This window comes from Pseudomonas sp. GW101-3H06, from assembly GCF_059424605.1.
The window spans coordinates 5,786,521-5,810,423 of the sequence record NZ_JBWKZO010000001.1 but is presented as its reverse complement, the minus strand read 5'-3'; the positions used below and the strand labels follow the sequence as shown (position 1 = coordinate 5,810,423).

Here is a 23,903-nt window from a genome sequence, read left to right as displayed (position 1 = left end):
AACCATGGGGTTTGCACGATTTTCTGGTCGCTCCCGTCGGGAGGGGCCAAACAAGCAGGTGACCAAGCTGGGGAACGCTGATGGCTTACTCATATACTGAGAAAAAACGTATCCGCAAGGACTTTAGCAAGTTGCCGGACGTCATGGATGTGCCTTACCTCCTGGCCATCCAGCTGGATTCGTATCGTGAATTCTTGCAAGCGGGAGCGACTAAAGATCAGTTCCGCGACGTGGGCCTGCATGCGGCCTTCAAATCCGTTTTCCCGATCATCAGCTACTCCGGCAATGCTGCGCTGGAGTACGTCGGTTATCGCCTGGGCGAACCGGCATTTGATGTCAAAGAATGCGTATTGCGCGGTGTAACTTACGCCGTACCTTTGCGGGTAAAAGTGCGACTGATCATTTTCGACAAAGAATCGTCGAACAAAGCGATCAAGGACATCAAAGAGCAAGAAGTCTACATGGGTGAAATTCCCCTGATGACCGAGAACGGTACCTTTGTAATCAACGGTACCGAGCGTGTAATCGTTTCCCAGCTGCACCGTTCCCCGGGCGTGTTCTTCGACCACGACCGTGGCAAGACGCACAGCTCCGGTAAACTGCTGTACTCCGCGCGCATCATTCCTTACCGCGGTTCGTGGCTGGACTTCGAGTTCGACCCGAAAGACTGCGTGTTCGTGCGTATCGACCGTCGTCGCAAGCTGCCTGCATCGGTACTGCTGCGTGCGCTCGGCTATACCACTGAAGAAGTGCTGGACGCGTTCTACACCACCAACGTATTCCACGTGAAAGGCGAGAGCCTGAGCCTGGAGCTGGTGCCTCAGCGCCTGCGCGGTGAAATCGCGGTCCTGGATATCCAGGATGACAAAGGCAAGGTTATTGTCGAGCAAGGTCGTCGTATCACTGCTCGCCACATCAACCAGCTGGAAAAAGCCGGGATCAAAGAGCTGGAAGTGCCTCTGGACTACGTCCTGGGTCGCACTACCGCCAAGGTCATCGTGCATCCGGCAACCGGCGAAATCCTGGCAGAGTGCAATACCGAGCTGAGCACCGAGATCCTGGCGAAAATCGCCAAGGCCGGCGTTGTTCGCATCGAAACTCTGTACACCAACGATATCGACTGCGGCCCGTTCGTCTCCGATACGCTGAAGATCGACTCCACCAGCAACCAACTGGAAGCGCTGGTCGAGATCTATCGCATGATGCGTCCTGGCGAGCCGCCAACCAAGGACGCGGCCGAAACCCTGTTCAACAACCTGTTCTTCAGCCCTGAGCGCTACGACCTGTCTGCGGTTGGCCGGATGAAGTTCAACCGTCGTATCGGTCGTACCGAGATCGAAGGTTCGGGCGTGCTGTGCAAGGAAGATATCGTCGCGGTACTGAAGACTCTGGTCGACATCCGTAACGGTAAAGGCATCGTCGATGACATCGACCACCTGGGTAACCGTCGTGTTCGCTGTGTGGGCGAAATGGCCGAGAACCAGTTCCGCGTGGGCCTGGTGCGTGTTGAGCGTGCGGTCAAAGAGCGTCTGTCGATGGCTGAAAGCGAAGGCCTGATGCCGCAAGACCTGATTAACGCCAAGCCAGTGGCTGCGGCGGTTAAGGAGTTCTTCGGTTCCAGCCAGCTGTCCCAGTTCATGGACCAGAACAACCCGCTGTCCGAGATCACCCACAAGCGTCGTGTTTCTGCACTCGGCCCTGGCGGTCTGACTCGTGAGCGTGCCGGCTTCGAAGTACGTGACGTACACCCGACTCACTACGGTCGTGTATGCCCGATTGAAACGCCGGAAGGTCCGAACATCGGTCTGATCAACTCCCTGGCCGCTTATGCGCGCACAAACCAGTACGGTTTCCTCGAGAGCCCGTACCGTGTGGTGAAAGACGCCTTGGTCACCGACGAGATCGTGTTCCTGTCCGCCATCGAAGAAGCCGATCACGTGATCGCTCAGGCCTCGGCCACGATGAACGACAAGAAAGTCCTGATCGATGAGCTGGTAGCTGTTCGTCACTTGAACGAATTCACCGTCAAGGCGCCGGAAGACGTCACCTTGATGGACGTATCACCGAAGCAAGTAGTTTCGGTTGCTGCGTCGCTGATTCCGTTCCTCGAGCACGACGACGCCAACCGTGCGTTGATGGGTTCGAACATGCAGCGTCAAGCTGTACCAACCCTGCGCGCTGACAAGCCGCTGGTAGGTACCGGCATGGAGCGTAACGTAGCCCGTGACTCCGGCGTTTGCGTCGTGGCTCGTCGTGGCGGCGTGATCGACTCTGTCGACGCCAGCCGTATCGTGGTTCGTGTTGCTGATGACGAAGTTGAAACCGGCGAAGCTGGCGTCGACATCTACAACCTGACCAAATACACCCGCTCGAACCAGAACACTTGCATCAACCAGCGTCCGCTGGTGCGTAAAGGTGATCGGGTTCAGCGCAGCGACATCATGGCTGACGGTCCGTCCACCGACATGGGTGAACTGGCTCTGGGTCAGAACATGCGCATCGCGTTCATGGCATGGAACGGCTTCAACTTCGAAGACTCCATCTGCCTGTCCGAGCGTGTTGTTCAGGAAGACCGTTTCACTACGATCCACATTCAGGAACTGACCTGTGTGGCGCGTGACACCAAGCTTGGGCCAGAGGAAATCACTGCAGACATCCCGAACGTGGGTGAAGCTGCACTGAACAAACTGGACGAAGCCGGTATCGTTTACGTAGGTGCTGAAGTTGGCGCGGGCGACATCCTGGTTGGTAAGGTCACTCCGAAAGGCGAGACCCAACTGACCCCGGAAGAGAAACTGCTGCGTGCGATCTTCGGTGAAAAAGCCAGCGACGTTAAAGATACCTCCCTGCGTGTACCTACCGGTACCAAGGGTACTGTCATCGACGTACAGGTCTTCACCCGCGACGGTGTTGAGCGTGATGCTCGTGCCCTGTCGATCGAGAAGTCCCAGCTCGACGAGATCCGCAAGGACCTGAACGAAGAGTTCCGTATCGTCGAAGGCGCAACTTTCGAACGTCTGCGTTCCGCTCTGGTCGGCCACAAAGCCGAAGGCGGCGCCGGTCTGAAGAAAGGTCAGGAGATCACCGACGAAGTGCTCGACGGTCTTGAGCATGGCCAGTGGTTCAAACTGCGCATGGCTGAAGATGCTCTGAATGAGCAGCTCGAGAAGGCTCAGGCCTACATCGTTGATCGCCGCCGTCTGCTGGACGACAAGTTCGAAGACAAGAAGCGCAAACTGCAGCAGGGCGATGACCTGGCTCCAGGTGTGCTGAAAATCGTCAAGGTTTACCTGGCAATCCGTCGTCGCATCCAGCCGGGCGACAAGATGGCCGGTCGTCACGGTAACAAGGGTGTGGTCTCCGTGATCATGCCGGTTGAAGACATGCCGCACGATGCCAATGGCACCCCGGTCGACGTCGTCCTCAACCCGTTGGGCGTACCTTCGCGTATGAACGTCGGTCAGATCCTTGAAACCCACCTGGGCCTCGCGGCCAAAGGTCTGGGCGAGAAGATCAATCGCATGGTTGAAGAGCAGCGTAAGGTTGCCGAGCTGCGTAAGTTCCTGCACGAGATCTATAACGAGATCGGCGGTCGTCAGGAAAGCCTCGATGACTTCTCCGACCAGGAAATCCTGGATCTGGCTCAAAACCTGCGCGGCGGCGTACCGATGGCCACTCCGGTGTTCGACGGTGCCAAGGAAAGCGAAATCAAGGCCATGCTGAAACTGGCAGACCTGCCAGAAAGCGGCCAGATGCAGCTGACCGACGGCCGTACCGGCAACAAGTTCGAGCGCCCGGTTACCGTTGGCTACATGTACATGCTGAAGCTGAACCACTTGGTAGACGACAAGATGCACGCTCGTTCTACCGGTTCGTACAGCCTGGTTACCCAGCAGCCGCTGGGTGGTAAGGCGCAGTTCGGTGGTCAGCGTTTCGGGGAGATGGAGGTCTGGGCACTGGAAGCATACGGTGCTGCATACACTCTGCAAGAAATGCTCACAGTGAAGTCGGACGATGTGAACGGCCGGACCAAGATGTACAAAAACATCGTGGACGGCGATCACCGTATGGAGCCGGGCATGCCCGAGTCCTTCAACGTGTTGATCAAGGAAATTCGTTCCCTCGGCATCGATATCGATCTGGAAACCGAATAACACGTGACGCGAATCGAGAGCGGGGCAGGATAGCCCGCTCTCTGCTCCGCCAGGAGGAAAGGCCTTGAAAGACCTACTGAATTTGCTGAAAAACCAGGGTCAAGTCGAAGAGTTCGACGCCATCCGTATTGGATTGGCATCGCCTGAGATGATCCGTTCGTGGTCGTTCGGCGAAGTTAAAAAGCCGGAAACCATCAACTACCGTACGTTCAAACCTGAGCGTGACGGTCTGTTCTGCGCCAAGATCTTTGGCCCGGTAAAGGATTACGAGTGCCTGTGCGGTAAGTACAAGCGCTTGAAGCACCGTGGTGTGATCTGCGAGAAGTGCGGCGTTGAAGTTGCGCTGGCAAAAGTTCGTCGTGAGCGCATGGCGCACATCGAACTGGCTTCGCCGGTTGCCCACATCTGGTTCCTGAAATCGCTGCCGTCCCGTATCGGCTTGCTGATGGACATGACCCTGCGTGATATCGAGCGCGTTCTCTACTTCGAGAGCTATGTCGTTATCGATCCAGGCATGACCACCCTTGAGAAAGGTCAGTTGCTCAACGACGAGCAGTACTTCGAAGCGCTGGAAGAGTTCGGCGACGATTTCGATGCCCGTATGGGTGCCGAAGCCGTCCGCGAACTGCTGCACGCTATCGACCTGGAGCACGAGATTGGTCGTCTGCGTGAAGAAATTCCGCAAACCAACTCCGAAACCAAAATCAAGAAGCTGTCCAAGCGTCTGAAGTTGATGGAAGCCTTCCAGGGTTCCGGCAACCTGCCAGAGTGGATGGTGCTGACCGTTCTGCCGGTTCTGCCGCCAGACCTGCGTCCACTGGTCCCGCTGGATGGCGGTCGCTTCGCGACTTCCGACCTCAACGATCTGTATCGTCGAGTGATCAACCGTAACAACCGTTTGAAGCGCCTTCTGGATCTGTCCGCTCCGGACATCATCGTGCGCAACGAAAAGCGTATGTTGCAGGAAGCCGTCGATGCACTGCTCGACAACGGTCGTCGTGGCCGCGCTATCACCGGTTCGAACAAGCGTCCTCTGAAATCCCTGGCTGACATGATCAAGGGTAAGCAAGGTCGTTTCCGTCAGAACTTGCTCGGTAAGCGTGTTGACTACTCCGGTCGTTCGGTAATTACCGTAGGTCCGACCCTGCGTCTGCACCAGTGCGGTCTGCCGAAGAAAATGGCTCTCGAGCTGTTCAAGCCGTTCATTTTCGGCAAGCTGGAAATGCGTGGTCTCGCTACCACCATCAAAGCTGCCAAGAAGATGGTCGAGCGCGAGCTGCCGGAGGTCTGGGACGTTCTCGCTGAAGTGATTCGCGAACACCCGGTTCTTCTCAACCGTGCGCCGACCCTTCACCGTCTGGGTATCCAGGCGTTTGAACCGGTACTGATCGAAGGTAAGGCTATCCAGCTGCATCCTCTGGTCTGCGCCGCGTACAACGCCGACTTCGACGGCGACCAAATGGCCGTGCACGTACCGCTGACACTGGAAGCCCAGTTGGAAGCGCGTGCGTTGATGATGTCGACCAACAACATTCTGTCGCCAGCCAACGGTGAGCCGATCATCGTTCCGTCGCAGGACGTTGTATTGGGCCTTTACTACATGACTCGTGAAGCGATCAACGCCAAGGGCGAAGGTCGTGTGTTCGCGGATCTGCAGGAAGTTGACCGTGTGTTCCGTGCCGGCGAAGCCGCACTGCACGCGAAAGTCAAAGTGCGGATCAACGAAACCGTCAACGATCGTGACGGCGGCAGCGTGACCAACACCCGTATCGTCGACACCACTGTCGGCCGTGCGCTGTTGTTCCAGGTTGTGCCAAAGGGGCTGTCCTTCGACGTCGTCAACTTGCCGATGAAGAAAAAAGCGATCTCCAAGCTGATTAACCAGTGCTACCGCGTGGTTGGTCTGAAAGAGACCGTGATCTTTGCTGACCAATTGATGTACACCGGTTTTGCTTATTCGACCATTTCCGGCGTTTCCATCGGTGTTAACGACTTCGTTATCCCGGATGAAAAAGCGCGCATCATCGGTACTGCTACCGACGAAGTGAAAGAGATCGAAAGTCAGTACGCCTCCGGCCTGGTAACCCAGGGCGAGAAGTACAACAAAGTGATCGACCTTTGGTCCAAGGCGAACGACGAAGTTTCCAAGGCGATGATGGCCAACCTCTCGAAAGAGAAGGTCATCGACCGTCATGGTGTCGAAGTCGACCAGGAATCTTTCAACTCGATGTACATGATGGCCGACTCGGGCGCGCGGGGTTCTGCTGCGCAGATCCGTCAGCTCGCCGGTATGCGTGGCCTGATGGCCAAGCCGGACGGTTCCATCATCGAAACGCCGATTACTGCGAACTTCCGTGAAGGTTTGAGCGTACTTCAGTACTTCATCTCCACTCACGGTGCTCGTAAAGGTCTGGCGGATACTGCGTTGAAAACTGCGAACTCCGGTTACCTGACTCGTCGTCTCGTAGACGTAGCGCAGGATCTGGTTGTAACCGAGATCGATTGCGGCACTGAGCACGGCTTGCTGATGACTCCGCACATTGAAGGCGGTGACGTTGTAGAGCCGTTGGGTGAGCGCGTATTGGGTCGTGTTATTGCCCGTGACGTATTCAAGCCAGGTACCGAGGACGTCATCGTTCCTGCCGGCACCCTGGTAGACGAGAAGTGGGTTGAGTTCATCGAGCTGAACAGCATCGACGAAGTGATCGTGCGTTCGCCGATCAGCTGCGAAACCCGCTACGGCATTTGCGCCAAGTGCTACGGCCGTGACTTGGCTCGTGGTCACCAGGTGAACATCGGTGAAGCGGTCGGCGTTATCGCGGCCCAATCCATCGGTGAGCCGGGTACCCAGCTGACGATGCGTACGTTCCACATCGGTGGTGCGGCAAGCCGGACCTCCGCAGCTGACAGCGTTCAGGTGAAGAATGGGGGTACCGTCCGTCTGCACAACCTGAAGCACGTTGAGCGAGTGGATGGTCACCTGGTTGCTGTTTCCCGTTCCGGTGAACTGGCGATTGCTGATGACTTCGGTCGTGAGCGCGAGCGCTACAAGCTGCCGTACGGTGCCGTGATTTCGGTTAAAGAAGGTGACAAGGTCGACGCTGGCGCAATCGTGGCCAAGTGGGATCCGCACACTCACCCGATCGTTACCGAAATGAAAGGTACCGTGACCTACGTGGGCATGGAAGAAGGCATCACGATCAAGCGTCAGACTGACGAATTGACCGGTATGACCAACATTGAAGTGCTCGACGCCAAAGATCGTCCAGCTGCCGGTAAAGACATTCGTCCTGCTGTGAAGATGGTCGACGACAACGGCAAGGATCTGTTGCTGCCAGGTACTGACGTTATCGCTCAGTACTTCCTGCCTGCCAACGCCCTGGTCGGTGTGGCGGACGGTGCGAAAATCGCGATCGGCGACGTTATCGCTCGTATTCCGCAAGAGACTTCGAAGACCCGTGACATCACTGGTGGTCTGCCGCGTGTTGCCGACTTGTTCGAAGCTCGTCGTCCGAAAGAAGCGTCGATTCTGGCTGAAGTCAGCGGCACCATCGCGTTCGGTAAAGAGACCAAGGGCAAGCGCCGCCTGGTTATCACTCCGAACGACGGTAGTGATCCGTACGAAGAGCTGATTCCGAAGTGGCGTCACCTGAACGTCTTCGAAGGCGAACAAGTGAACCGCGGCGAAGTTATCTCCGACGGTCCAAGCGATCCGCATGACATCTTGCGTTTGCTGGGTGTGAGTGCGCTGGCCAAGTACATCGTCAACGAGATCCAGGACGTTTACCGTCTGCAAGGTGTGAAGATCAACGATAAGCACATCGAGACCATCCTGCGTCAGATGCTGCGTAAGGTTGAAATCGCTGAATCCGGCGATTCCAGTTTCATCAAGGGCGACCAGATGGAATTGACTCACGTTCTGGTAGAGAACGAGCGTTTGAGCAGCGAAGACAAGTTTGTCTCCAAGTTCACTCGCGTTCTGCTGGGTATCACCAAGGCGTCGTTGTCCACCGAATCGTTCATCTCGGCGGCTTCCTTCCAGGAAACCACTCGCGTACTGACCGAGGCGGCGGTAACCGGCAAGCGCGACTATCTGCGCGGCCTGAAAGAAAACGTGGTCGTGGGTCGCTTGATCCCGGCCGGTACCGGTCTGGCTTATCACAGCGAGCGTAAGCGTCGCCGTGATGCAGACAAACCGTTGCGCGTGAGCGCCAGTGAAGTGGAAGCTGCACTGACCGAAGCGCTGAACTCGAGCGGTAACTGAGTTCTGCGGTAAATGAGCGTAAGGCCCTGGTCGCTCCGTTCATCGTATCGAGACAAATTGTCGAGGTTCGATGAGCGGGGAGGGCGGGGCCTTGCCTTGACTGGGGACAAGATCCTCTTTAGACTCTTGTACCCCTAAATTTGGCGGGGATTCGTTCCTGCCATTTTGCTTTTCTTGCAAGACAATAGCGTCGCAAGACAACAGTGGAGCTAGTAGATGGCAACTATCAACCAGCTGGTACGTCAGCCGCGTAAGCGTATCGTCGAGAAATCCGACGTGCCTGCGCTGCAGAACTGCCCGCAACGTCGTGGCGTGTGCACCCGTGTGTACACCACCACGCCGAAAAAACCTAACTCGGCACTGCGTAAAGTATGCCGTGTGCGCCTGACCAACGGTTTCGAGGTTTCCTCGTACATCGGCGGTGAAGGTCACAACCTGCAAGAGCACAGCGTGGTACTGATCCGTGGCGGTCGTGTAAAAGACTTGCCAGGTGTGCGTTACCACACCGTTCGCGGTTCTTTGGATACTTCCGGCGTCAAGGGTCGTAACCAGGGTCGTTCGAAGTACGGTACCAAGCGTCCGAAGTAATGGTCGCTTGCTGCAAAAAACTGATTTCTATTTTTCTGAGTCGATAAGAGTAAGGTCGGAGGCGTCCCGTAGTGGGCACAGATTCCGAGCGAACCTGAAGACCGTTTGAGGGCTTATCCATGCCAAGAAGACGCGTAGCAGCCAAGCGCGAAGTGCTTGACGATCCAAAATACGGAAGCCAAATCCTGGCCAAGTTCATGAACCACGTGATGGAAAGCGGCAAGAAAGCCGTTGCCGAGCGTATCGTTTATGGCGCGCTGGAAAAGGTTAAAGAGCGCAAGAACAGCGACCCCCTGGAAATCTTCGAGAAAGCTCTCGACGCCATCGCTCCGCTGGTCGAAGTAAAGTCGCGCCGTGTAGGCGGTGCTACTTACCAGGTTCCGGTTGAAGTTCGTCCGTCCCGTCGTAACGCTCTGGCAATGCGCTGGTTGGTAGACTTCGCCCGTAAGCGCGGCGAGAAGTCTATGGCTCTGCGTTTGGCTGGCGAACTGTTGGACGCTGCCGAAGGTAAAGGTGCTGCAGTTAAGAAGCGTGAAGACGTGCACCGTATGGCTGAAGCTAACAAAGCTTTCTCGCACTACCGCTTCTAATTTTAGCGTCACTAATTTTGCGAGGGCTTTATGGCTCGTACAACACCGATTAATCGCTACCGTAACATTGGTATCGTTGCTCACGTGGATGCTGGCAAAACCACCACCACCGAGCGCGTCCTTTTTTACACTGGCAAAAGTCACAAAATGGGCGAGGTGCATGACGGCGCCGCGACCACAGACTGGATGGTTCAGGAGCAGGAGCGTGGTATTACCATTACTTCTGCTGCTATTACCGCCTTCTGGCAGGGTTCTGCTAAGCAGCACAAAGACCAATACCGCTTCAACGTCATTGACACCCCGGGCCACGTAGACTTCACCATTGAAGTTGAACGTTCCCTGCGTGTACTCGACGGCGCGGTCGTTGTGTTCTGCGGCACTTCCGGCGTTGAGCCTCAGTCCGAAACCGTATGGCGTCAAGCCAACAAGTACGGTGTTCCACGTATCGTTTACGTGAACAAGATGGACCGTGCCGGTGCTAACTTCCTGCGCGTGATCGCTCAGATCAAACAGCGTCTGGGTCACACCCCGGTGCCAATCCAGTTGGCTATCGGTTCCGAAGACAACTTCCAGGGTCAGATCGATCTGATGACCATGGAAGCGGTTTACTGGAGCGATGCTGACAAGGGCATGACTCCGCGTCGCGAAGCTATCCCTGCTGAATTGCAGGAGCTGGCTGAAGAGTGGCGCAGCAACATGGTTGAGGCTGCGGCCGAAGCCAGCGAAGAGCTGATGAACAAGTACCTCGAGGGCGAAGAGCTCACCATCGAGGAAATCAAGGCCGCTCTGCGTCAGCGTACTATCGCTGGCGAAATCGTCCTGGCTGTTTGCGGTTCTTCCTTCAAGAACAAGGGCGTTCCCCTGGTTCTCGACGCCGTTATCGACTACCTGCCGGCTCCAACCGACATTCCTGCCATCAAGGGTACTGACCCGGATGACGAGGAAAAGCAGATGGAGCGTCATGCAGACGACAACGAGCCGTTCTCGGCTCTGGCGTTCAAGATCGCTACCGACCCATTCGTGGGTACCTTGACCTTCGTCCGCGTTTACTCGGGCGTGTTGGCCTCCGGCGACGGCGTGATCAACTCGGTTAAAGGCAAGAAAGAGCGCGTGGGTCGTATGGTGCAAATGCACGCAAACGCCCGTGAAGAGATCAAGGAAGTACGCGCTGGTGACATCGCGGCCCTGATCGGCATGAAGGACGTCACCACTGGTGAAACCTTGTGCAACGCTGACAAGCCAATCATCCTGGTTCGCATGGACTTCCCGGAGCCGGTTATTTCGGTTGCCGTTGAGCCTAAGACCAAGGATGACCAGGAAAAAATGGGTATCGCTCTGGGCAAGCTTGCTCAGGAAGACCCGTCTTTCCGCGTCAAAACTGATGAAGAGACTGGTCAAACGATCATCTCCGGCATGGGCGAGCTGCACCTGGACATCCTGGTTGACCGGATGCGCCGTGAGTTCAACGTCGAAGCCAACATCGGTAAGCCTCAAGTTTCGTACCGTGAGCGCATCACGAAGAGCTGCGAAATCGAAGGCAAGTTCGTTCGTCAGTCCGGCGGTCGTGGCCAGTTCGGTCATTGCTGGATTCGTTTTGCTCCTGCTGACGAAGGTCAGGAAGGTCTGCAATTCCTGAACGAAGTAGTGGGTGGTGTGGTTCCTAAGGAATACATCCCGGCTATCCAGAAGGGTATCGAAGAGCAGATGAAGAACGGTGTTGTTGCCGGCTATCCGCTGATCGGCCTGAAGGCTACCGTGTTTGATGGTTCTTACCACGACGTCGACTCGAACGAGATGGCGTTTAAGGTGGCTGCTTCCATGGCGACCAAGCAACTGGCCCAGAAGGGCGGTGGTGAGTTGCTTGAGCCGATCATGGCGGTAGAGGTTGTTACGCCTGAAGACTATATGGGTGACGTGATGGGCGACCTTAACCGTCGTCGCGGCATGATTCTGGGTATGGAAGATACGGTTTCCGGTAAGGTTATCCGTGCTGAAGTTCCGTTGGGCGAGATGTTCGGTTATGCGACCGACGTTCGTTCGATGTCCCAGGGTCGCGCAAGCTACTCTATGGAATTCAAAAAATACAATACGGCTCCGTCGCACATCGTCGAAACCGTTACCAAAAAACAAGGCTGATTCAGTCCTTTAGGCAAGGAGTTAATTGTCGTGGCTAAAGAAAAATTTGATCGTTCCCTACCGCACGTCAACGTTGGCACTATCGGTCACGTTGACCACGGTAAAACCACTCTGACCGCTGCTCTGACTCGCGTCTGCTCCGAAGTTTTCGGTTCGGCCGTAGTTGAATTCGACAAGATCGACAGCGCACCAGAAGAAAAAGCTCGCGGTATCACCATTAACACCGCGCACGTCGAGTACAACTCGAACATTCGTCACTACGCTCACGTTGACTGCCCAGGTCACGCTGACTACGTGAAGAACATGATCACCGGTGCTGCCCAGATGGACGGCGCGATCCTGGTTTGCTCGGCCGCTGATGGTCCGATGCCGCAAACTCGTGAACACATCCTGCTGTCCCGTCAGGTAGGCGTTCCGTACATCGTGGTTTTCCTGAACAAGGCTGACCTGGTAGACGACGCTGAGCTGCTGGAACTGGTTGAGATGGAAGTTCGCGACCTGCTGTCCACCTATGACTTCCCAGGCGACGACACTCCGATCATCATCGGTTCTGCTCGTATGGCGCTGGAAGGCAAAGACGACAACGAAATGGGTACCACTGCCGTTCGTAAGCTGGTCGAAACTCTGGATACCTACATCCCAGAGCCAGAGCGTGCTATCGACAAGCCATTCCTGATGCCAATCGAAGACGTATTCTCGATCTCGGGTCGTGGTACTGTTGTGACTGGTCGTATCGAGCGCGGTATCGTTCGCGTTCAAGATGCGCTGGAAATCGTTGGTCTGCGTGACACCACCACCACCACCTGCACCGGTGTTGAAATGTTCCGTAAACTGCTCGACGAAGGTCGTGCTGGCGAGAACTGCGGCGTTCTGCTGCGTGGTACCAAGCGTGACGACGTTGAGCGTGGCCAGGTTCTGGTTAAGCCAGGTTCGGTTAAGCCGCACACCAAGTTCACCGCAGAAGTTTACGTTCTGAGCAAGGAAGAAGGCGGTCGTCACACTCCGTTCTTCAAAGGCTACCGTCCACAGTTCTACTTCCGTACTACTGACGTGACTGGTAACTGCGAACTGCCAGAAGGCGTTGAAATGGTAATGCCAGGCGATAACATTCAAATGACTGTTACCCTGATCAAAACCATCGCAATGGAAGACGGTCTGCGCTTCGCTATCCGTGAAGGCGGCCGTACCGTTGGTGCTGGTGTTGTAGCTAAAATCATCGAGTAAGCTCTTTTCGAGTCAGCTTTGATGTTTTGAAAAAGCCCCCGCTCAGCGGGGGCTTTTTTATTGGGTTGACACCTATCTGGGGCGTCTATAGAATTGCGCCTCCTTTTAACGGGCGTATTGCGCCCGGTGGGAATAGCAGCCGGAGTCTGAAATCCAATGCAAAATCAGCAAATCCGTATCAGGTTGAAGGCTTTCGACCATCGCCTGATCGACCAATCCACCCAGGAAATCGTGGAAACCGCGAAACGTACTGGTGCTCAAGTGCGTGGTCCAATTCCACTGCCTACCCGTAAAGAGCGGTTCACCGTTCTGGTCTCCCCGCACGTCAACAAAGACGCGCGTGACCAGTACGAGATCCGTACTCATAAGCGCGTTCTGGATATCGTCCAGCCAACGGATAAAACCGTTGATGCACTTATGAAGCTTGATCTTGCGGCCGGTGTGGAAGTGCAGATCAGCCTCGGCTAAGACTTGGTCTTAGTCGTGTAACGCTCTGAAATGGGCGGCCATAGCGGGTGAAAGCCCCGTACACTCATGAGGTTTACAACATGACTATTGGTGTAGTCGGTCGTAAATGCGGTATGACCCGTATTTTCACCGAAGAAGGTGTCTCCATTCCGGTCACGGTCATTGAGATCGAGCCGAATCGCGTCACCCAGTTCAAAACTGAAGAGACCGATGGCTATCGTGCAGTGCAAGTCACTGTCGGCGAGCGTCGTGCTTCGCGTGTAACAGCAGCTCAGGCTGGCCACTTCGCCAAGGCGAACGTTGCCGCTGGTCGTACCGTAATGGAATTCCGCCTTGAAGAAGGCGAGTACCAGGCCGGCGATCTGATCAACGCTGAAATCTTCGCCGCTGGTCAACTGGTTGATGTAACCGGTCAGTCCAAAGGTAAAGGCTTCCAGGGTACGATCAAGCGTTGGAACTTCCGCGGGCAAGATAACACCCACGGTAACTCCGTATCCCACCGCGTTCCAGGCTCTATCGGCCAGTGCCAGACTCCTGGTCGTGTATTCAAGGGCAAAAAAATGTCCGGTCATATGGGCGCTGAGCGCGTGACCGTGCAGTCCCTCGAAGTAGTGCGCGTGGACGCTGAACGCAATCTGTTGTTGGTCAAGGGCGCTGTTCCTGGCGCTACTGGCGGCAACTTGGTTGTACGTCCAGCAGCCAAGGCTCGCGGTTAAGGGGAAGCTGACATGCAATTAAATGTAAATGACGCTCAAGCGATCGAAGTTTCCGAACTGACATTTGGCGGCGAATTCAACGAGACGCTGGTTCACCAAGCAGTCGTGGCCTACATGGCTGGCGGCCGTCAAGGTAGCAAGCAGCAAAAGACCCGTTCCGATGTTTCCGGTGGCGGCAAGCGCCCATGGCGTCAGAAAGGTACTGGCCGTGCTCGTGCTGGTACTATCCGTAGCCCAATCTGGCGTGGCGGCGGTACCACTTTCGCAGCTCGTCCTCAGGATCACTCCCAGAAGCTGAACAAGAAGATGTATCGCGCAGCAATGCGTTCCATCCTTGCTGAGTTGGTGCGTACTGATCGTCTGGTCGTGGTTCAGGATTTCGCTGTTGAAACGCCGAAAACCAAAGACCTGCTGGGCAAGCTGAACAACATGAGCCTGACCGACGTTTTGATCGTGTCGGACGCTGTTGATCAGAACCTGTACCTGGCTGCTCGCAACCTGCCGCACGTAGATGTACGTGATGTGCAAGGTTCCGATCCAGTTAGTCTGATCGCATACGACAAGGTGTTGATCACCGTGTCGGCCGTGAAGAAATTCGAGGAGCTGCTGGGATGAACCAGGAACGCGTATTTAAAGTTCTGCTTGGCCCGCACGTTTCCGAGAAGGCTACGGTTCTGGCAGACAAGAAAGGCCAGTTCGTTTTCAAGGTTGCTACTGATGCAACCAAGCTGGAAATCAAGAAGGCCGTCGAAAGCCTGTTCAGCGTGAAAGTAGAGCGTGTTACTACCCTGAATGTTTTGGGTAAGAGCAAGCGCACTGCTCGCGGTCTGGGCAAGCGTAATGACTGGAAGAAGGCAGTTATCTCCCTTCAGCCAGGCCAAGATCTCGATTTCAGCAGCAGTGCTGAGTAAGGAAGGGGTGCATCATGGCAATCGTTAAATGCAAACCGACTTCCCCTGGCCGCCGTTTTGTGGTCAAGGTGGTCAACCAGGAGCTGCATAAAGGCGCTCCTCACGCACCGCTGCTCGAGAAGAAATCGAAGTCTGGTGGTCGTAACAACAATGGCCGTATTACCACTCGTCATATCGGTGGTGGTCATAAGCAGCATTATCGTTTGGTCGACTTCCGTCGCAACGACAAAGATGGCATCGCTGCCACTGTCGAGCGTATCGAATACGATCCAAACCGTACTGCTCACATCGCTCTGCTGCTGTACGCAGATGGCGAGCGTCGCTACATCATCGCCCCTAAAGGCGTGAGTGCTGGCGACCAGCTGATCGCAGGTGCTCTGGCACCGATCAAGCCGGGCAACGCTCTGCAACTGCGTAACATTCCAGTTGGTAGCACCGTACACGGCATCGAATTGAAGCCAGGTAAAGGCGCTCAGATCGCTCGTTCCGCTGGTGCTTCGGCTCAGCTGATCGCTCGTGAAGGTGTCTACGTGACCCTGCGTCTGCGTTCTGGTGAGATGCGTAAAGTGCTGGCTGAATGCCGCGCGACCCTGGGTGAAGTCTCGAACTCCGAGCACAGCCTGCGTTCGCTGGGTAAAGCTGGTGCCAAACGCTGGCGTGGCGTTCGCCCAACCGTTCGTGGTGTTGCCATGAACCCGGTTGACCACCCACATGGTGGTGGTGAAGGTCGTACCTCTGGTGGTCGTCATCCGGTATCGCCATGGGGCTTCCCGACTAAGGGCGCGAAGACTCGTGGTAATAAGCGTACCGACAAAATGATCGTCCGTCGTCGCAAGTAAATAGAGGGATACGACAGTGCCACGTTCTCTGAAAAAAGGTCCTTTTATCGATCTTCACCTACTGAAGAAGATCGAAGTGGCGGCGGAAAAGAACGATCGCAAACCAGTTAAAACCTGGTCGCGCCGTTCGATGATCCTGCCACAAATGGTCGGTCTGACCATCGCAGTACACAACGGTCGTCAGCACGTCCCAGTTCTCGTGAACGAAGACATGGTCGGCCACAAACTGGGCGAGTTCGCCGGTACCCGCACTTATCGCGGGCACGTGGCAGACAAGAAAGCCAAGCGTTAAGGGGTTAGGAAATGGAAGTAGCCGCTAAGTTGTCGGGCGCTCGAATCTCCGCCCAGAAAGCCCGCTTGGTCGCCGACCAGATCCGCGGGAAGAAGGTGGGCGAAGCGCTCAACCTGTTGGCTTTCAGCAGTAAGAAAGCCGCCGAGATCATGAAGAAAGTGCTGGAGTCGGCCGTAGCCAACGCCGAGCATAACGAAGGCGCAGACGTTGATGACCTGAAGGTCAGCACCGTTTTCGTCAACGAAGGGCGTTCGCTGAAGCGCATCATGCCACGTGCCAAAGGCCGTGCTGATCGCATCGTCAAGCGGTCTTGCCATATCACTGTCAAGGTTGCTGACAAGTAACGGAGTCGAAGAGATGGGTCAGAAAGTACATCCCATTGGCATTCGCCTGGGAATCGTCAAGGAGCACACCTCCGTCTGGTACGCAGACGGTCGGACTTATGCGGACTACTTGTTCGCTGATCTGAAGGTGCGTGAGTATCTCCAAGACAAACTAAAAAGCGCGTCCGTAAGCCGTATCGATATCCATCGTCCGGCCCAAACTGCACGTATCACCATCCACACCGCTCGCCCAGGTATCGTTATCGGGAAGAAAGGTGAAGATGTTGAGAAACTGCGTCAGGACCTGACCAAGCAAATGGGTGTGCCTGTGCACATCAATATCGAAGAGATCCGCAAGCCGGAGCTCGACGGTATGCTGGTTGCGCAGAGCGTAGCTCAGCAGCTGGAGCGTCGCGTAATGTTCCGTCGTGCTATGAAGCGCGCCGTACAGAACGCAATGCGCATTGGTGCCAAGGGCATCAAAATCCAAGTGAGCGGTCGTCTCGGCGGTGCTGAAATCGCACGTACTGAATGGTATCGCGAAGGTCGTGTGCCACTGCACACCCTGCGTGCCGACATCGACTATGCCAACTACGAAGCTCACACCACCTACGGTGTGATCGGTGTAAAGGTTTGGATCTTCAAAGGCGAAGTAATTGGTGGTCGCCAAGAAGAGCTGAAACCACAAGCACCAGCGCCTCGTAAAAAAGCTGCTAAGTAAGGGGTACGCCAAATGTTGCAACCAAAGCGTACGAAGTTCCGCAAGCAAATGACCGGTCACAACCGTGGCCTGGCATTGCGCGGTAGCAAAGTCAGCTTCGGCGAGTTCGCGCTGAAGTCTGTAGCTCGTGGTCGTCTCACCGCTCGTCAGATCGAGTCAGCGCGTCGTGCTCTGACCCGTCACGTAAAACGTGGCGGCAAGATCTGGATCCGTGTATTCCCGGACAAGCCTATTTCCAAGAAGCCACTCGAAGTTCGGATGGGTAAAGGTAAGGGTAACGTCGAATACTGGGTTGCCCAGATTCAGCCAGGCAAAGTCCTGTATGAAATCGAGGGTGTTTCTGAAGAGCTGGCGCGTGAGGCTTTCGCCCTGGCTGCTGCAAAGCTGCCGCTCGCCACCTCCTTTGTTAAACGGACGGTGATGTGATGAAAGCGAATGAACTTCGTGAAAAATCCGCACAGCAGCTGAACGAGCAACTGCTCGGCTTGCTGCGCGACCAGTTCAATCTGCGCATGCAGAAAGCAACTGGCCAGTTGGGGCAGTCTCATCTGCTCTCGCAAGTTAAGCGTGACATCGCTCGCGTGAAGACTGTGCTCAACCAGCAGGCAGGTAAGTAATCATGGCTGAAGCCGAAAAAACTGTCCGTACGCTGACTGGCCGTGTTGTCAGCGACAAGATGGACAAAACCATCACCGTTCTGATCGAGCGTCGCGTTAAGCACCCGATCTACGGTAAATACGTTAAGCGTTCGACTAAGCTGCACGCGCACGACGAAACCAATCAGTGCCACATCGGCGACAAAGTCACTATTCGTGAAACTCGTCCTTTGGCCAAGACCAAGTCTTGGGCGCTGGTTGATGTTCTCGAACGCGCTGTGGAAGTCTAAGGACTAGGGGTCGGAGAAATTATATGATTCAGACTCAATCCATGCTCGATGTGGCCGATAACAGCGGCGCTCGCCGCGTTATGTGCATCAAGGTGCTGGGTGGCTCCCATCGTCGTTACGCTGGTATCGGTGACATCATCAAAGTTACCGTCAAGGAAGCAATTCCTCGCGGTAAGGTGAAAAAAGGCCAAGTGATGACTGCTGTTGTAGTCCGCACTCGTCACGGCGTTCGCCGTGCAGATGGCTCCATTATCCGCTTTGATGGCAACGCTGCTGTTCTTCTGAACAACAAGCAAGAGCCGATCGGCACCCGTATCTTTGGGCCAGTGACCCGTGAGCTTCGTACTGAGAAGTTCATGAAGATCGTCTCGCTCGCCCCAGAAGTGCTGTAAGGAGATCCGACATGCAAAAGATTCGTCGTGACGACGAGATCATCGTGATCGCCGGCAAAGACAAAGGTAAGCGCGGTAAGGTGCTGAAGGTTCTTGCTGACAACCGTCTGGTTGTTGGTGGTCTGAACCTGGTCAAGCGTCATACCAAGCCTAACCCGATGTCGGGCGTACAGGGCGGTATCGTCGAGAAAGAAGCGCCACTGCACGCTTCTAACGTCGCCATCTTCAACGGCGAAACCAACAAGGCTGACCGCGTTGGTTTCAAAGTAGAAGACGGTAAGAAAATTCGTGTCTTCAAGTCGACCCAAAAAGCGGTTGATGCTTGAACACTGCTAGGTAGAAGACCATGGCACGACTAAAAGAGATTTACCGGAAGGAAATCGCACCGAAACTTAAGGAAGAACTTAAGCTTTCGAACGTGATGGAAGTTCCGCGCGTTACTAAAATCACCCTGAACATGGGTCTGGGCGAAGCAATCGGCGACAAAAAAGTCATCGAGCATGCTGTTGCTGACCTGGAAAAGATCACCGGCCAGAAAGTCGTTGTGACCTACGCTCGCAAATCCATCGCTGGCTTTAAAGTCCGTGAAGGTTGGCCGATCGGCGTCAAAGTGACTCTGCGCCGTGAGCGTATGTACGAGTTCCTGGATCGTCTGCTGTCGATCTCCCTGCCACGGGTTCGCGACTTCCGCGGCCTGAATGCCAAGTCCTTCGATGGTCGTGGCAACTACAGCATGGGCGTAAAAGAGCAGATCATCTTCCCGGAAATCGACTACGACAAGATCGATGCTCTCCGCGGTCTGGACATTACCCTGACCACCACTGCCAAGAACGATGATGAAGGTCGCGCTCTGCTGCGCGCTTTCAAATTCCCGTTCCGCAACTGATTGGAGTAGGAAAATGGCCAAGATGAGCATGAAGAACCGCGAGCTGAAGCGTCAGCTCACGGTTGCCAAGTACGCCAAAAAGCGTGCAGCACTGAAAGCAATCATCGTTGATCTGAACGCAAGTCCAGAAGCACGTTGGGAAGCTACAGTTGCTCTGCAAAAGCAGCCACGTGACGCTAGCGCTTCGCGCATGCGTAACCGCTGCCGCCTGACCGGTCGTCCACACGGCGTTTACCGCAAGTTCGGCCTCGGCCGTAACAAACTGCGTGAAGCGGCAATGCGTGGTGACGTACCAGGTCTGGTTAAAGCCAGCTGGTAAGTACTGTCAAAGTCTCGGCGGTCAGGGTCGCAAGATCCTGACCGCCGGTGGCCTTGAATCTGGATCAAGCCCCTTTTGGGGCTTGATTCATTTCTGGGGTGTGTCTAGAATACCCGGCTCGCCTGAGCCCGTGTTTTTTACGCTCGGAGATTCTCGGCGACACGTAGTAGCCGCAAGGCTAATTTTTCTGTATTAGGAGCGTCTAGCCCATGAGTATGCAGGACCCGTTAGCGGACATGCTAACTCGAATCCGTAATGCCCAGATGGCTGAAAAGTCCGTCGTAAGCATGCCATCTTCCACGTTGAAGGTAGCTGTTGCCAAAGTCCTGAAGGACGAAGGTTACATCGCGGGTTATCAGATCAGCAGCGAAACCAAACCGCTGCTGTCTATCGAGCTGAAATACTTCGAAGGCCGTCCGGTTATCGAAGAAGTGAAGCGCGTTAGCCGTCCAGGCCTGCGTCAGTACAAGTCCGTCGAAGATCTGCCGAAAGTTCGTGGCGGTCTCGGTGTGTCTATCGTCTCCACCAACAAGGGTGTGATGACTGATCGTGCTGCGCGCGCTGCCGGTGTCGGCGGCGAAGTTCTTTGCACTGTGTTCTAAGGGGGGATAAGCATGTCTCGCGTCGCTAAGAACCCCGTTAAGCTGCCAGCCGGCGTCGAAGTAAAATTCGCAGGCCAACAGCTTTCGGTGAAGGGTGCCAAGGGCACTCTCGAACTGAACATCCATTCGTCCGTTGAGATCGTTGAAGAAGCTGGTGAGCTGCGTTTCGCTGCTCGCAACGGCGATCAACAGACTCGCGCAATGGCTGGTACCACTCGTGCGTTGGTTAACAACATGGTCCAAGGCGTAAGCCAAGGCTTCGAGCGCAAGCTCCAGCTGGTCGGTGTTGGTTACAAAGCGCAAGCAAAAGGCACAGTGCTGAACCTGGCTCTTGGCTTCTCGCATCCAGTGGATTACGAACTGCCGGAAGGCATCACCGCTGAGACTCCTAGCCAGACCGATATCCTGATCAAGGGCATCGACAAGCAGCTGGTAGGTCAAGTGGCCGCCGAGATCCGCGACTTCCGTCCACCAGAGCCGTACAAAGGCAAAGGTGTGCGCTACGCGGACGAAGTCGTCCGTCGTAAAGAAGCCAAGAAGAAGTAGGGCATAGCAAATGACCGACAAAAAAGTTACTCGACTGCGTCGCGCTCGCAAAGCACGCCTGAAAATGCACGAACTCGAAGTCGTGCGTCTCTGCGTGTTCCGCTCTTCGCAGCACATCTACGCCCAGGTCATTTCGGCCGACGGCAACAAAGTCCTGGCAAGCGCCTCGACTTTGGATAAAGAACTGCGTGATGGCGCCACTGGCAACATCGACGCGGCCACTAAGGTTGGCCAGCTGGTCGCTACGCGTGCTAAGGCCGCTGGCGTCTCGCAGGTGGCTTTCGACCGCTCTGGCTTCAAGTACCACGGCCGCGTTAAAGCGCTGGCTGATGCTGCTCGTGAAGCTGGGCTGGAGTTCTAAGTTATGTCAAATAACGACCAAAAGCGCGACGAAGGCTACATCGAGAAGCTGGTTCAAGTTAACCGCGTAGCCAAAACCGTTAAAGGCGGCCGTATCTTCACTTTCACCGCGTTGACCGTGGTTGGTGATGGTAAAGGGCGTGTTGGCTTCGGCCGTGGCAAGTCGCGTGAAGTGCCTGCTGCGATCCAGAAGGCAATGGAAGCTGCTCGCCGCAACATGATCCAGGTTGATCTGAACGGCACCACTCTGCAGTACGCAATGAAGTCCGCTCACGGCGCTTCGAAGGTGTACATGCAGCCTGCTTCTGAAGGTACCGGTATCATCGCAGGCGGCGCAATGCGTGCCGTTCTCGAAGTTGCTGGCGTTCAGAACGTTCTGGCCAAGTGCTACGGCTCGACTAATCCGGTAAACGTGGTTCACGCCACTTTCAAGGGTTTGAAAGCAATGCAGTCTCCTGAATCCATTGCCGCCAAGCGTGGCAAAAGCGTCAAGGAGATCTTCTGATCATGGCTACCGTTAAAGTTACGCTGATCAAAAGCATGACCGGCCGCATCCCTAACCACAAACTGTGCGTTAAGGGTCTGGGTCTGCGTCGCATCGGTCACACTGTAGAAGTCCAGGATACTCCCGAGAATCGCGGGATGATCAACAAGGCTTACTACATGCTGCGTGTCGAGGGTTAATCGATGAAACTCAATGATCTGAGTCCAGCGCCGGGTTCCCGTCGCGAAAAGCATCGTCCGGGCCGTGGTATCGGTAGTGGTTTGGGTAAGACTGGTGGCCGTGGTCACAAAGGTCAGACTTCCCGCTCCGGTGGCACCATTGCTCCAGGCTTTGAAGGCGGTCAACAGCCGCTGCATCGTCGCCTGCCGAAGTTCGGTTTCGTTTCCCTGAAGGCCATGGACCGCGCAGAAGTGCGTCTGTCCGAGCTGGCTAAAGTGGAAGGCGACATCGTCACCGTGCAGTCCTTGAAAGATGCCAACGTGATCAACGTCAACGTGCAGCGTGTGAAAATCATGCTGTCCGGCGAAGTGACTCGCGCTGTAACCATCGGAAAGGGAATCGGCGCCACCAAAGGTGCGCGTGCGGCTATCGAAGCAGCTGGCGGCAAGTTCGAGGAATAAATGGCTAAGCAAGGTGCTCTCTCTGCGCTCGGCAAAGGCGGTATGTCTGAACTCTGGGCTCGTCTGCGTTTTCTGTTCCTGGCGATTATCGTCTACCGAATAGGCGCACACATCCCGGTTCCAGGTATCAACCCGGACCGACTCGCGGACCTGTTTCGACAGAATGAGGGGACCATTCTTAGCTTGTTCAACATGTTTTCCGGCGGCGCGCTGGAGCGGATGAGCATTTTTGCACTGGGGATCATGCCGTACATTTCGGCATCGATCATCATGCAACTGATGACCGCCGTCAGCCCGCAGCTGGAACAGTTGAAGAAGGAAGGTGAAGCTGGGCGTCGCAAGATCGCTCAGTACACCCGCTACGGCACTGTAGTCCTGGCTCTCGTCCAGGCCATTGGTATGTCCATTGGTCTGGCGGGGCAGGGCGTTGCGTTCACTGGTGACTTTGGCTTCCATTTCGTCGCGGTATCCACTTTTGTGGCTGGTGCGATGTTCATGATGTGGCTGGGTGAGCAGATTACTGAGCGTGGTGTTGGCAACGGTATCTCGATGTTGATTTTCGCAGGTATCGTCGCCGGTCTTCCGAGAGCGATTGGGCAGTCTTTCGAGTCTGCACGTCAGGGTGATATCAACATTTTTGCCCTGGTTGCCATCGGTTTGCTGGCAGTAGCGATTATCGGTTTCGTGGTGTTCATTGAGCGTGGTCAGCGTCGTATTGCTGTTCACTACGCCAAGCGTCAGCAGGGCCGCAAGGTCTTCGCTGCGCAGACCAGCCACTTGCCGCTGAAGGTGAACATGGCCGGCGTTATTCCGGCTATTTTCGCGAGCAGCATCTTGCTGTTCCCGGCTTCGTTGGGTACCTGGTTCGGTCAGTCTGAAGGTATGGGCTGGTTGCAGGACATCTCGCAGTCGATCGCTCCTGGTCAGCCGTTGAATATTCTGCTGTTTAGTGCAGGGATTATTTTCTTCTGCTTCTTCTATACGGCGTTGATGTTCAATCCGAAAGACGTAGCGGAAAACCTGAAGAAGTCCGGTGCCTTTATTCCGGGCATTCGTCCAGGTGAGCAGTCTGCACGCTATATTGATGGCGTTCTGACTCGTTTGACCCTGTTCGGTGCTCTATATATGACGGCCGTGTGCCTGTTGCCCCAGTTCCTGGTGGTTGCAGCAAACGTTCCGTTCTACCTTGGCGGGACCTCGTTGCTGATCGTCGTCGTGGTTGTGATGGACTTCATGTCCCAAGTACAATCGCACCTCGTTTCGCACCAGTACGAATCCCTGATGAAGAAAGCCAACCTGAAGGGTTACGGCAGCGGCATGTTGCGCTGAGTACCTATAAGGTTCGAGGAGTTGGTGATGAAAGTTCGTGCATCGGTGAAAAAGCTGTGCCGTAACTGCAAGATTATTCGCCGCGAAGGTGTTGTTCGAGTAATTTGCAGCGCGGAACCGCGTCACAAACAGCGCCAAGGCTGAGTGTGATTGTGCTTCAAGCCCGGCAGCTAGTGCGCTGCCGGGTTGATTATTTGTTATTACAGCGATATTATCTCGCGCCCTATTTCTT

At 55.3% G+C, this 23,903-nt stretch carries 29 protein-coding genes; all 29 read left to right on the top strand.

The genetic code is table 11. The annotated features are described in order from the left end of the window. Nucleotides 1–80: 80 nt before the first annotated feature. Entirely contained in the window at nt 81–4,154 is a 4,074-nt protein-coding gene (gene rpoB, locus AC07ZE_RS26765) for a DNA-directed RNA polymerase subunit beta (RefSeq protein WP_095197168.1), read from the top strand. Nucleotides 4,155–4,218: 64 nt separating this feature from the next. Continuing rightward, nucleotides 4,219–8,418 (top strand): DNA-directed RNA polymerase subunit beta', encoded by a 4,200-nt coding sequence (gene rpoC / locus AC07ZE_RS26760; protein WP_207267352.1) that lies wholly within the window; start codon nt 4,219–4,221, stop codon nt 8,416–8,418. A gap of 216 nt (nt 8,419–8,634) precedes the next feature. Continuing rightward, the gene (rpsL, locus tag AC07ZE_RS26755) at nt 8,635–9,006 is read left to right on the top strand and encodes a 30S ribosomal protein S12 (RefSeq protein ID WP_003186084.1); all 372 of its coding nucleotides are present in this window, start codon (nt 8,635–8,637) and stop codon (nt 9,004–9,006) included. Between the two features lie 119 nt (nt 9,007–9,125). Continuing rightward, a complete protein-coding gene (gene rpsG / locus AC07ZE_RS26750) occupies nt 9,126–9,596 on the top strand; it encodes a 30S ribosomal protein S7 (RefSeq protein WP_002555493.1) in 471 nt (156 codons plus the stop codon). 30 nt (nt 9,597–9,626) lie between these two features. Continuing rightward, on the top strand, nt 9,627–11,732 hold the full coding sequence (fusA, locus tag AC07ZE_RS26745) for an elongation factor G (protein ID WP_207267350.1): 2,106 nt from the start codon (nt 9,627–9,629) through the stop codon (nt 11,730–11,732). A gap of 30 nt (nt 11,733–11,762) precedes the next feature. Continuing rightward, nucleotides 11,763–12,956: an elongation factor Tu gene (gene tuf / locus AC07ZE_RS26740; RefSeq protein WP_008065716.1), complete on the top strand. Its 1,194-nt coding sequence runs from the start codon at nt 11,763–11,765 to the stop codon at nt 12,954–12,956. Between the two features lie 156 nt (nt 12,957–13,112). After that, nucleotides 13,113–13,424: a 30S ribosomal protein S10 gene (rpsJ, locus tag AC07ZE_RS26735; protein ID WP_003186070.1), complete on the top strand. Its 312-nt coding sequence runs from the start codon at nt 13,113–13,115 to the stop codon at nt 13,422–13,424. 80 nt (nt 13,425–13,504) lie between these two features. After that, complete coding sequence (gene rplC / locus AC07ZE_RS26730) at nt 13,505–14,140, top strand: 50S ribosomal protein L3 (protein WP_003186059.1); 636 nt, start codon at nt 13,505–13,507, stop codon at nt 14,138–14,140. Nucleotides 14,141–14,152: 12 nt separating this feature from the next. Beyond that, on the top strand, nt 14,153–14,755 hold the full coding sequence (gene rplD, locus AC07ZE_RS26725) for a 50S ribosomal protein L4 (RefSeq protein WP_007924200.1): 603 nt from the start codon (nt 14,153–14,155) through the stop codon (nt 14,753–14,755). Beyond that, a complete protein-coding gene (rplW, locus tag AC07ZE_RS26720; protein ID WP_002555488.1) occupies nt 14,752–15,051 on the top strand; it encodes a 50S ribosomal protein L23 in 300 nt (99 codons plus the stop codon). The genes rplD and rplW overlap by 4 nt, the downstream gene beginning before the upstream one ends. Before the next feature lie 14 nt (nt 15,052–15,065). Then, nucleotides 15,066–15,890 carry a 50S ribosomal protein L2 gene (rplB, locus tag AC07ZE_RS26715; protein WP_003186055.1) on the top strand — a complete coding sequence of 275 codons (825 nt, stop codon included), beginning with the start codon at nt 15,066–15,068 and terminating at the stop codon, nt 15,888–15,890. Between the two features lie 16 nt (nt 15,891–15,906). Beyond that, the gene (rpsS, locus tag AC07ZE_RS26710) at nt 15,907–16,182 is read left to right on the top strand and encodes a 30S ribosomal protein S19 (protein ID WP_002555486.1); all 276 of its coding nucleotides are present in this window, start codon (nt 15,907–15,909) and stop codon (nt 16,180–16,182) included. Nucleotides 16,183–16,193: 11 nt separating this feature from the next. Next, nucleotides 16,194–16,526 carry a 50S ribosomal protein L22 gene (rplV, locus tag AC07ZE_RS26705; protein WP_003103908.1) on the top strand — a complete coding sequence of 111 codons (333 nt, stop codon included), beginning with the start codon at nt 16,194–16,196 and terminating at the stop codon, nt 16,524–16,526. 13 nt (nt 16,527–16,539) lie between these two features. Beyond that, nucleotides 16,540–17,226 (top strand): 30S ribosomal protein S3, encoded by a 687-nt coding sequence (rpsC, locus tag AC07ZE_RS26700; protein ID WP_003176422.1) that lies wholly within the window; start codon nt 16,540–16,542, stop codon nt 17,224–17,226. Between the two features lie 12 nt (nt 17,227–17,238). Then, nucleotides 17,239–17,652 carry a 50S ribosomal protein L16 gene (rplP, locus tag AC07ZE_RS26695; RefSeq protein ID WP_003228729.1) on the top strand — a complete coding sequence of 138 codons (414 nt, stop codon included), beginning with the start codon at nt 17,239–17,241 and terminating at the stop codon, nt 17,650–17,652. After that, nucleotides 17,652–17,843, top strand: coding sequence for a 50S ribosomal protein L29 (gene rpmC / locus AC07ZE_RS26690; protein ID WP_002555481.1), 192 nt, complete (start codon nt 17,652–17,654; stop codon nt 17,841–17,843). Before rplP ends, rpmC begins: the two co-directional genes overlap by 1 nt. Before the next feature lie 2 nt (nt 17,844–17,845). Continuing rightward, a complete protein-coding gene (gene rpsQ, locus AC07ZE_RS26685; protein ID WP_003176419.1) occupies nt 17,846–18,112 on the top strand; it encodes a 30S ribosomal protein S17 in 267 nt (88 codons plus the stop codon). 23 nt (nt 18,113–18,135) lie between these two features. Beyond that, a complete protein-coding gene (gene rplN, locus AC07ZE_RS26680; protein ID WP_002555479.1) occupies nt 18,136–18,504 on the top strand; it encodes a 50S ribosomal protein L14 in 369 nt (122 codons plus the stop codon). An 11-nt stretch (nt 18,505–18,515) separates the two neighbouring features. Continuing rightward, entirely contained in the window at nt 18,516–18,830 is a 315-nt protein-coding gene (gene rplX / locus AC07ZE_RS26675; protein WP_003186046.1) for a 50S ribosomal protein L24, read from the top strand. A gap of 20 nt (nt 18,831–18,850) precedes the next feature. Beyond that, a complete protein-coding gene (gene rplE, locus AC07ZE_RS26670; protein WP_003210069.1) occupies nt 18,851–19,390 on the top strand; it encodes a 50S ribosomal protein L5 in 540 nt (179 codons plus the stop codon). A gap of 13 nt (nt 19,391–19,403) precedes the next feature. Next, nucleotides 19,404–19,709 carry a 30S ribosomal protein S14 gene (rpsN, locus tag AC07ZE_RS26665; RefSeq protein WP_003176414.1) on the top strand — a complete coding sequence of 102 codons (306 nt, stop codon included), beginning with the start codon at nt 19,404–19,406 and terminating at the stop codon, nt 19,707–19,709. A gap of 209 nt (nt 19,710–19,918) precedes the next feature. Beyond that, entirely contained in the window at nt 19,919–20,311 is a 393-nt protein-coding gene (rpsH, locus tag AC07ZE_RS26660; protein ID WP_003228724.1) for a 30S ribosomal protein S8, read from the top strand. 12 nt (nt 20,312–20,323) lie between these two features. After that, nucleotides 20,324–20,857 carry a 50S ribosomal protein L6 gene (rplF, locus tag AC07ZE_RS26655; protein WP_003176412.1) on the top strand — a complete coding sequence of 178 codons (534 nt, stop codon included), beginning with the start codon at nt 20,324–20,326 and terminating at the stop codon, nt 20,855–20,857. A 10-nt stretch (nt 20,858–20,867) separates the two neighbouring features. Continuing rightward, on the top strand, nt 20,868–21,218 hold the full coding sequence (gene rplR / locus AC07ZE_RS26650; RefSeq protein WP_003186037.1) for a 50S ribosomal protein L18: 351 nt from the start codon (nt 20,868–20,870) through the stop codon (nt 21,216–21,218). 3 nt (nt 21,219–21,221) lie between these two features. Beyond that, complete coding sequence (gene rpsE / locus AC07ZE_RS26645; protein ID WP_003186035.1) at nt 21,222–21,722, top strand: 30S ribosomal protein S5; 501 nt, start codon at nt 21,222–21,224, stop codon at nt 21,720–21,722. A gap of 2 nt (nt 21,723–21,724) precedes the next feature. Beyond that, entirely contained in the window at nt 21,725–21,901 is a 177-nt protein-coding gene (gene rpmD, locus AC07ZE_RS26640) for a 50S ribosomal protein L30 (protein WP_003176408.1), read from the top strand. Between the two features lie 3 nt (nt 21,902–21,904). Beyond that, entirely contained in the window at nt 21,905–22,342 is a 438-nt protein-coding gene (gene rplO, locus AC07ZE_RS26635) for a 50S ribosomal protein L15 (RefSeq protein ID WP_003228720.1), read from the top strand. Continuing rightward, entirely contained in the window at nt 22,343–23,671 is a 1,329-nt protein-coding gene (secY, locus tag AC07ZE_RS26630) for a preprotein translocase subunit SecY (protein WP_007896784.1), read from the top strand. Nucleotides 23,672–23,698: 27 nt separating this feature from the next. Next, nucleotides 23,699–23,815 carry a 50S ribosomal protein L36 gene (gene rpmJ, locus AC07ZE_RS26625; protein WP_002555468.1) on the top strand — a complete coding sequence of 39 codons (117 nt, stop codon included), beginning with the start codon at nt 23,699–23,701 and terminating at the stop codon, nt 23,813–23,815. Nucleotides 23,816–23,903 lie beyond the last annotated feature (88 nt).

Bases quoted from the DNA above. Each gene is read 5' to 3' on its own strand.
- fusA (WP_207267350.1), top strand. From the start codon at position 9,627: ATGGCTCGTACAACACCGATTAATCGCTACCGTAACATTGGTATCGTT.
- rplB (WP_003186055.1), top strand. From the start codon at position 15,066: ATGGCAATCGTTAAATGCAAACCGACTTCCCCTGGCCGCCGTTTTGTG.
- rpsG (WP_002555493.1), top strand. From the start codon at position 9,126: ATGCCAAGAAGACGCGTAGCAGCCAAGCGCGAAGTGCTTGACGATCCA.
- rpsC (WP_003176422.1), top strand. From the start codon at position 16,540: ATGGGTCAGAAAGTACATCCCATTGGCATTCGCCTGGGAATCGTCAAG.
- rpmJ (WP_002555468.1), top strand. From the start codon at position 23,699: ATGAAAGTTCGTGCATCGGTGAAAAAGCTGTGCCGTAACTGCAAGATT.
- rplR (WP_003186037.1), top strand. From the start codon at position 20,868: ATGACCGACAAAAAAGTTACTCGACTGCGTCGCGCTCGCAAAGCACGC.
- rpsL (WP_003186084.1), top strand. From the start codon at position 8,635: ATGGCAACTATCAACCAGCTGGTACGTCAGCCGCGTAAGCGTATCGTC.
- rpsN (WP_003176414.1), top strand. From the start codon at position 19,404: ATGGCCAAGATGAGCATGAAGAACCGCGAGCTGAAGCGTCAGCTCACG.
- rplF (WP_003176412.1), top strand. From the start codon at position 20,324: ATGTCTCGCGTCGCTAAGAACCCCGTTAAGCTGCCAGCCGGCGTCGAA.
- rpsJ (WP_003186070.1), top strand. From the start codon at position 13,113: ATGCAAAATCAGCAAATCCGTATCAGGTTGAAGGCTTTCGACCATCGC.
- rplW (WP_002555488.1), top strand. From the start codon at position 14,752: ATGAACCAGGAACGCGTATTTAAAGTTCTGCTTGGCCCGCACGTTTCC.
- rplN (WP_002555479.1), top strand. From the start codon at position 18,136: ATGATTCAGACTCAATCCATGCTCGATGTGGCCGATAACAGCGGCGCT.
- rplV (WP_003103908.1), top strand. From the start codon at position 16,194: ATGGAAGTAGCCGCTAAGTTGTCGGGCGCTCGAATCTCCGCCCAGAAA.
- rplX (WP_003186046.1), top strand. From the start codon at position 18,516: ATGCAAAAGATTCGTCGTGACGACGAGATCATCGTGATCGCCGGCAAA.
- rpoB (WP_095197168.1), top strand. From the start codon at position 81: ATGGCTTACTCATATACTGAGAAAAAACGTATCCGCAAGGACTTTAGC.
- rplC (WP_003186059.1), top strand. From the start codon at position 13,505: ATGACTATTGGTGTAGTCGGTCGTAAATGCGGTATGACCCGTATTTTC.
- rplP (WP_003228729.1), top strand. From the start codon at position 17,239: ATGTTGCAACCAAAGCGTACGAAGTTCCGCAAGCAAATGACCGGTCAC.
- rpsH (WP_003228724.1), top strand. From the start codon at position 19,919: ATGAGTATGCAGGACCCGTTAGCGGACATGCTAACTCGAATCCGTAAT.
- rplE (WP_003210069.1), top strand. From the start codon at position 18,851: ATGGCACGACTAAAAGAGATTTACCGGAAGGAAATCGCACCGAAACTT.
- rpmD (WP_003176408.1), top strand. From the start codon at position 21,725: ATGGCTACCGTTAAAGTTACGCTGATCAAAAGCATGACCGGCCGCATC.
- rplO (WP_003228720.1), top strand. From the start codon at position 21,905: ATGAAACTCAATGATCTGAGTCCAGCGCCGGGTTCCCGTCGCGAAAAG.
- secY (WP_007896784.1), top strand. From the start codon at position 22,343: ATGGCTAAGCAAGGTGCTCTCTCTGCGCTCGGCAAAGGCGGTATGTCT.
- rpsQ (WP_003176419.1), top strand. From the start codon at position 17,846: ATGGCTGAAGCCGAAAAAACTGTCCGTACGCTGACTGGCCGTGTTGTC.
- rplD (WP_007924200.1), top strand. From the start codon at position 14,153: ATGCAATTAAATGTAAATGACGCTCAAGCGATCGAAGTTTCCGAACTG.
- rpsE (WP_003186035.1), top strand. From the start codon at position 21,222: ATGTCAAATAACGACCAAAAGCGCGACGAAGGCTACATCGAGAAGCTG.
- rpmC (WP_002555481.1), top strand. From the start codon at position 17,652: ATGAAAGCGAATGAACTTCGTGAAAAATCCGCACAGCAGCTGAACGAG.